7 protein-coding genes are annotated in these 7,352 nt (G+C 55.4%); all 7 read left to right on the top strand.

Features of this window, described 5'->3' with window-relative positions:
• The first annotated feature begins 88 nt into the window (after positions 1-88).
• Positions 89-1,264, top strand: coding sequence for a class I SAM-dependent methyltransferase (locus ACYX34_RS05790; RefSeq protein ID WP_462075611.1), 1,176 nt, complete (start codon positions 89-91; stop codon positions 1,262-1,264).
• A 75-nt stretch (positions 1,265-1,339) separates the two neighbouring features.
• Positions 1,340-1,711, top strand: coding sequence for an NADH-quinone oxidoreductase subunit A (locus ACYX34_RS05785; RefSeq protein WP_462075610.1), 372 nt, complete (start codon positions 1,340-1,342; stop codon positions 1,709-1,711).
• A gap of 97 nt (positions 1,712-1,808) precedes the next feature.
• Positions 1,809-2,288 (top strand): NADH-quinone oxidoreductase subunit B, encoded by a 480-nt coding sequence (locus ACYX34_RS05780; RefSeq protein WP_090746045.1) that lies wholly within the window; start codon positions 1,809-1,811, stop codon positions 2,286-2,288.
• Positions 2,289-2,372: 84 nt separating this feature from the next.
• Positions 2,373-4,127 (top strand): NADH dehydrogenase (quinone) subunit D, encoded by a 1,755-nt coding sequence (gene nuoD, locus ACYX34_RS05775; RefSeq protein ID WP_462075609.1) that lies wholly within the window; start codon positions 2,373-2,375, stop codon positions 4,125-4,127.
• 17 nt (positions 4,128-4,144) lie between these two features.
• Positions 4,145-4,720 (top strand): complex I 24 kDa subunit family protein, encoded by a 576-nt coding sequence (locus tag ACYX34_RS05770; protein WP_462075608.1) that lies wholly within the window; start codon positions 4,145-4,147, stop codon positions 4,718-4,720.
• Positions 4,721-4,787: 67 nt separating this feature from the next.
• Positions 4,788-6,092: an NADH-quinone oxidoreductase subunit NuoF gene (nuoF, locus tag ACYX34_RS05765; RefSeq protein ID WP_462075607.1), complete on the top strand. Its 1,305-nt coding sequence runs from the start codon at positions 4,788-4,790 to the stop codon at positions 6,090-6,092.
• 38 nt (positions 6,093-6,130) lie between these two features.
• On the top strand, positions 6,131-7,352 hold a 1,222-nt coding region (locus tag ACYX34_RS05760; RefSeq protein WP_462075606.1), incomplete at its 3' end, for a 2Fe-2S iron-sulfur cluster-binding protein.

Genomic DNA, 7,352 nt, shown 5'->3' with positions numbered 1-7,352 from the left:
GCACCTTTCGATACCAGGAGATGGGTACATATGGCCCATGCTCTAGGGGTGTCATTTTTCCCATAGCACGGAAATTTTGGAGCTCTTCATGAGCGCTGGGCATCCGGAACTCGTTGCTGCCATTGCATCCGAAGTGACCGCCTCCGGTCCAATTCCATTTGTACGGTTCATGGAATTGGCTCTCTACCATCCACAGTTCGGCTACTACATGCGCTCGTCGAAACCGGCGGCTGAACGCATCGGCAGGAACGGTGATTTCTACACAAGCTCGGATGTCCATCCGATTCTTGGGCAAGCGCTGTCCAAACAAGCCGAGCAAATGGACCGACTGCTTGAGCAACCCAGTCTGTTCACCATCGTGGAGATGGGACCAGGCAAGGGGCTGTTGGCTCGACATATTCTGTCGGCTGCTCAGCGCAACTACCCTTCATTGTTCCACCGCCTACGCTATGTTTTGATTGAACGAAGTCCGGCCATGCGCGAGGCACAACGTCACAATCTCGCTGCTTGGCTCGATCAACCTCAACGCATTACCTGGGTTGACGCTCTTACCCATCTCCCTCCACATAGCCTGACCGGTCTGTTTCTGAGCAATGAACTCGTGGACTCGTTTCCGGTCCACCGCATCCAGATGACGGTACAAGGCATTGAGGAACTCTGGGTAGACTATCGGGATGGGCGATTTGTTGAGTGTCTCAAACCACTCTCATCGGACAGGCTCGCTTCTCATCTCCACCCCATCAGTTCGGACTGGCCGGAAGGGTATCGCACGGAGATCAATCTCCAGGGACTCGATTGGATGACTCACGTGGCGCAACGTCTCGATCGTGGCTTTGTGCTCACCATCGATTACGGCCACACCGCCCAGGATCTGTACTGTGCCGATCGAAGGCGCGGAACATTCCTTTGTTACCGGCAACACAAAGTTCATGAAGATCCATTCCAGTATGTGGGCGAACAGGACATGACCGCTCATGTCGATTTTTCCAGTTTGGCGACCGCCGGCGAAGGACAGGGCCTCCAGACAACCGGCTTCACCAACCAGATGAGTTTTCTCATGGGGCTCGGTATTGAACAGATGCTCGTAGGGCTTGGCCAGGACAGCCCGGAGCTCGCAGCGGCGATTCAGTTACTAAGGCCAAACGGGATGGGCACGACATTCAAAGTGCTCATTCAGCATAAAGCCGTGCCGCATCCGGCTCTCGATGGATTACGGTATCAACCGTTCTTTCGTTCGACACTCACAACGCAGTCAGCGGCGTAAAGGACTGAGGCATGACGACTTCTCCAATATTCGGCGACGCGTCACGTTTCACGCCTCACGCTTCACGGTGTTGCCATGGGTAATGCTACCGTTCCAGAAAACTATCTACCCATCCTCATTTTCATTGCCGTGGGGATTATCCTCGGGACATTGACCCTCTTTCTCGGGAAGTTTGTACGCCCCAACCAGCCCTATCGGGCCAAGTTGGCGCCGTACGAAAGCGGAAGTCCGCTCTTTCAGGACGCCCGCGTACAGTTTCCGATGCGGTATTACGTCATTGCGATGCTGTTCGTCATTTTCGATATCGAAATCGTCTTCATGTTTCCCTGGGCCGTTGCGTTCACCAGTCTTGGCTTGGTTGGATTAGTGGAAATGGTGGTCTTCATCGCCATTCTGGTCGTGGGGTTTTGGTACGCGTGGAAAAAGGGAGCCCTGGAGTGGGACTAGGAGAAGTCACACGTGAACCGCTAGACGTGAAACATTTAGGAGGCCACTGCTTGCTCCACCTTTCACTGTTCACCTTTCACTGTTCACTGGATCGCGCATGAGTCTTCTTGAACGCCAATTTGACGCCAACATTGTGACGACTAACTTGGACGCAGTCGTCAATTGGGCGAGAAAGTCCGCGTTATGGCCGATGACGTTCGGACTGGCTTGCTGTGCTATTGAGATGATTGCCAGCGTGTCCTCTCGCTATGACCTGGACCGCTTCGGTGCCGGGGTCTTTCGCGCATCCCCCAGACAATCGGATCTCATGATCGTTGCGGGAACAGTCTCTCGCAAGATGGCGCCGGTGATTCGCCGGATCTACGATCAAATGCCTGAACCGCGCTATGTCATTTGCATGGGCTCCTGTGCGACCTCCGGCAATCACTACAATAGCTATGCAGTCGTGCAGGGTGTGGACCAGATCGTGCCCGTCGATGTGTATGTACCTGGATGCCCACCAAGACCAGAAGCCTTGCTGGATGGACTGTTGAAGTTACAGGAGAAGATCCAGCGTGAAAGGGTATTTGTGAAGTAACCGGCGAGACGCGCAAGAGTTGCGTGGCAAACATGACGGCCTTTCGCGTTGTTCTCGCAAGTCCTCTGATTCTCGCGATATGACATGATGCAGACACTGGTCGAGACATTACTCAAGAAGTTCCCGGATGCCGTGCTCTCCGTCGACGAGGATACGGCGCATTCGGAAACGACCGTGCAGGTCGCCGCAGCTGGAATCTTGGAGGTGATGCGTTTCCTTCATGATGCGCCAGAGGCTGGCTTTGATCACATCACGGATATCTGCTCAGCCGACTATCCATCCGACCAACAACGGTTCGAAGTCATCTATCAGTTGCTCTCCATCCCGCACGGGAAACGGATCCGTCTCAAAACCAGGGTCACGGAAGAGAACCCCTCACTCGATTCTGTCACGGGCATCTGGCGCGGTGCAGACTTTCTGGAGCGTGAAGTGTACGACATGATGGGGATCCGATTTGCCGGGCATCCGGATCTCCGCCGCATTCTCCTCCCCGAGGACTATGCCGAAGGCTATCCCCTGCGAAAAGATTTTCCCGCGGAGGGACGTGGCTGGCGCAGTCAGTTCGACTTTATCCCGCGGCTCGATGAGCCACCGGTGGAGCAGATCGAGAGCGAGGTGCCCGAAGCTGAAAAGAAGTTGTTCCTGGCCAACCCCAATGCCTCATCATCGAGTCGGCGCGAGGAACTGTTGCTCAACATGGGGCCGCAGCATCCGAGCACCCATGGTGTGGTACGGGTTGTCCTCGAACTGGACGGCGAACGGATCGTCAAGGCTACGCCGGATCTCGGCTATCTGCATCGAGGCGTGGAAAAGCTGGCTGAAGGTCTGGCATACATGCAGATCATTCCGCACACCGACCGGCTGGATTATGTCTGTGCGATGGCGAACAATTACGCCTATGTCCGAGCGGTCGAGAAGCTCCTCGGGATCACCGTCCCGGAGCGTGCCGAATATATCCGCACCATCGTCGCGGAAATGCAACGCATTCTCGGACATCTCTTTTGGCTGGGCGCCCAGGCCTTGGATATCGGCGCAATGACGGTGTTCTTTTGGACGTTCCGCGAACGCGAAATCCTGCTGGACATGTTCGAGCAGCTCTGCGGAGCCAGGTTGACCTTGAATTACTATCGGATCGGCGGTGTCGACAGCGACTTCACTCCGGAATTAGTGAGTCGCCTGAAAACATTCTTGGAGACGTTCCCGCAAAAGGTCGATGAGTACGACTCACTCCTCGCCGGTAACCGGATTTGGCTGGCACGAACCAAACATATCGCAGTGATCTCCGGGAAAGACGCTATCAATTTCGGCATGACCGGTCCGGCTCTGCGTGGATCCGGCGTGGCCTATGATGTCCGCAAACTCGAACCCTATGGGGTCTACCACAAAGTGGATTGGGAGGTTCCGGTCGGGAAAAACGGCGACACGTATGACCGCTATTGGATACGCGTCGAGGAAATGCGCCAGAGTGCACGGATCATCTCCCAATGTCTTGACCAGATGCCGCCCGGCCCAATCATTGCCGAGATGCCGCAATACATTCCACCGCCGAAACAACTGGTGATGCGGGATATGGAGAGTTTGATTCATCATTTCATTATCTTTACGCAAGGGTTCAAACCGCCAAAAGGTGAAACCTATTGCCCGACTGAAGCCCCCAAAGGGGAACTCGGCTTCTTCATCATCAGTGATGGGAGTCCGCGTCCCTATCGCCTAAAGATTCGCTCGCCGTCCTTTATCCACATGGGCGCGTTCGATCACATGGCACGGGGCTATTTAATTTCCGACATCATTACGATTTTTGGAACGTACGATGTCGTCATGGGGGAATGTGATCGCTAGTTGAGCCAGTTAAGAATGTGGCACGTAACAAGGTAGAAGGCACACGACACAAAGTCATGTTCAGAGAAAAGCATCAGAACGAAATTGATGAGATCCTGAGCCGTTATCCGGTCAAGCGCTCGGCGTTGATCCCGCTGCTCTATGTCGCCCAGCGCGACCTGGGCTACGTGAGCGAGTCCGTCATGCAAGAAATCGCACAGTTGCTTGGGCTAACACCGCCGCAGGTCTACGAAACCGTCACCTTTTATACGATGTTCAACCTGAAGCCGGTGGGTAAATTCCACATTCAGGTGTGTAAGTCGCTCATGTGTGCACTGGTCGGCTCAGACACCGTTATCGGATGGATCAAGATGAAACTGGGGATTGCTCCTGGAGAGTCGACGGCCGATGGTCTCTTTACCCTCAGCGCAGTGGAATGCCTAGCGGCCTGTGGAACCGGCCCCATGATGCAGATCAATGACGACTACTACGAACAGCTGAGCGAGGACAAGCTCGACCGCATTTTGGCTGATTTACGATCGAACGGAACCAGCGCATTGAAGAGTGGGCCCTTTATGTGGCCGGAACCAGTTACGGTAAAAAGTGAGACGTAAAAGGTGAGACGTATGCAAAAGAGGTCTTCTTTTAACTTTTCACCTTTTACGTTTCACGCTGAGCATTATGCCTAAACACGAACTGATCTTATTGAAGAACATGATGCAGCCCGGCTATACCGGGTCGCTGCAGGACTATGAGAAGGCCGGCGGTTATCAAGCTGTTCGCAACACACTCGGGAAAATTGCACCGGCAGAGGTGACCGCCATCGTGCGAAAATCCGGCCTCCGTGGACGCGGCGGTGCGGGCTTTCCGACCGGCGTGAAATGGGGCTTCCTCCCCAAAGACTATCAAGGCTCACGATACCTGTGTTGCAATGCCGACGAGAGCGAGCCGGGTACGTTCAAGGACCGACAACTGATGGAACGCGATCCTCACCAAGTCCTGGAGGGCATCCTGCTTGCCTGCTATGCCATTGGAGCGGAATCGGCCTACATCTATATCCGTGGGGAGATGGTCCTGGGCTCAAGGATTTTGGAACATGCGATCAATGAAGCGCGGGCGGCTGGTTACATCGGGAAAAACATTCTCGGGACGGGTATCCACGTCGACGTGTGGGTACACCGAGGGGCCGGGGCCTACATCTGCGGCGAAGAAACAGCCTTGCTGGAATCCCTTGAAGGCAAACGCGGACTCCCCCGCATTAAGCCGCCGTTTCCAGCCACGCATGGGCTCTACAATAAACCGACGGTGGTGAACAACGTCGAAACCTTGGCGAACCTCCCCCATATCATGAACCGCGGGGCCGAATGGTTTGCGGCAATCGGATCCCCCCCGAAGAGCACGGGGACCAGAGTGTTTTGCGTGAGTGGACATGTCAAGTGGCCAGGCAACTATGAAGTTCCAATGGGCGTGACGGTTCGGGAACTGGTCTTCGAACATGCCGGCGGGATGCGGTCGGATAAGCCGCTCAAAGCGTTTATTCCCGGTGGAGCTTCAGCACCTTTTTTAACGCCGGCGCATCTCGATGTGAAACTTGATTTTGAGCATGTCGCAACGGCAGGATCGATGCTCGGGTCCGGTGGCGTCACCGTCATGGAAGAAGGGACCAGTATGGTCTGGGCTGCACTCCGACTGATGGAATTCTTCTACCATGAGTCTTGCGGGAAATGCAGTCCCTGTCGAGAGGGCAGCTCATGGCTGGTTCAGACATTGCGCAGGATTTTGGCTAAACGTGGCCGGATGCAAGACCTTGAAACCTTGTTGGATCTATGCAAGAACATCGCAGGCCGGACGGTCTGTGCGTTCGGTGATGCGGAAGTCGCGCCGATTCAGAGCACCCTGAAACACTGGCGGCAGGAGTATGTGGACCTCATCCACGAAGCAGACGCCGCCAATCTGATCAGACCTGAGCCGGTGGCACGGCACTGATCGTCCGTGTGCGCTCGTGAGTTTAGTAGCGGTGAACTATGCCTGACACGACAACCCCGATGGTTCGCATAACGATCGATGGAATGACCGTCAAGGTTCCGAAAGGGACCTTGGTCATCGAAGCGGCCCGGCGTGTCGGCGTCATGATTCCGCATTTCTGTTACCACCCGAAGCTCAAACCGGACGCCAACTGCCGCATGTGCCTGGTCGAAGTCGAAAAGATGCCGAAGCTCCAAACCGCCTGCAGCACCCCGGTCGACGAGGGGATGAGTGTGCGCACGGCCACAACCGTGGTCAACGACGCCCATCGATCGGTGCTCGAGTTTATCCTCGCCAACCATCCGCTCGATTGCCCGGTCTGCGATCAAGGTGGAAAGTGCGACCTTCAAGATTTTTCTCATCAGTATACGGCCACCAGCCGATTCATCGAAACGAAGCGCGTGTTTCAGAAGGAGTATTTCAGTCCGTTGATCGAGACACAAATGAATCGCTGCGTGCAATGTCTCCGCTGTGTCCGATATTGCGACGAAGTGATGGACGTTAAGGCGCTGGCACCGGTTGGGCGCGGCACCATGACGGAAATCAAGCACTTCGGCCCACATCCGTTGGACTGCGAGTTCTGCGGAGGCTGCGTGCAGATCTGCCCGGTCGGAGCCATTACCAGCCGTCTTTCGATGTATGAATATCGGCCGTGGATGCTGAAACGGGCCGACACGATCTGCGGGTACTGCGGAGATGGATGCCAGATGACGGTGCACACGAAGGGGAAGGAGTTGATCGAGGTCAACTCGGCCCATGGCGCGGGGCGTAACAACGGCGACCTCTGTGCTCGTGGATTTTTTGGGTTCCATGCGACCAGCCATTCGGCACGCCTGACTCACCCGCTCATTCGTCGCAATGGCGCATTGGTCCAAACTACCTGGGAAGAAGCGTTGGAATATGTCGCCGACCGCATCAGCGGGATCAAGACCGCACACGGAGGGCCGAGCGTCGGCGGGTTGATTTCAGGCCGTTGTACGAATGAGGAGCTGTACCTCTTCCAAAAGTTCATGCGCGTCGCCATCGGCACCAGCCATATCGACAGCAGCGCTCGCTATGGCCACATGAACGGGCTTCACGCCATGCGACTGGTCCAGGGCACTCATCGATGGACCGTGACCTTCGATGATATTCTGGAGGCCGATGTCTTGCTCCTCGTCGGAACAAACATTACCGAAACCAACCCAATCACCGGACTCAAGGTCAAAGAGGCGGTCAAGA

It is taken from the genome of Nitrospira sp. CMX1 (genome assembly GCF_054902215.1).
The sequence above is the reverse complement of the archived record's forward strand: the minus strand, read 5'-3'. Positions and strand labels throughout refer to the sequence as shown.

Coding starts and splice junctions, on each gene's coding strand:
- ACYX34_RS05785 (WP_462075610.1), top strand. CDS start 1,340: ATGGGTAATGCTACCGTTCCAGAAAACTATCTACCCATCCTCATTTTC.
- nuoD (WP_462075609.1), top strand. CDS start 2,373: ATGATGCAGACACTGGTCGAGACATTACTCAAGAAGTTCCCGGATGCC.
- nuoF (WP_462075607.1), top strand. CDS start 4,788: ATGCCTAAACACGAACTGATCTTATTGAAGAACATGATGCAGCCCGGC.
- ACYX34_RS05780 (WP_090746045.1), top strand. CDS start 1,809: ATGAGTCTTCTTGAACGCCAATTTGACGCCAACATTGTGACGACTAAC.
- ACYX34_RS05790 (WP_462075611.1), top strand. CDS start 89: ATGAGCGCTGGGCATCCGGAACTCGTTGCTGCCATTGCATCCGAAGTG.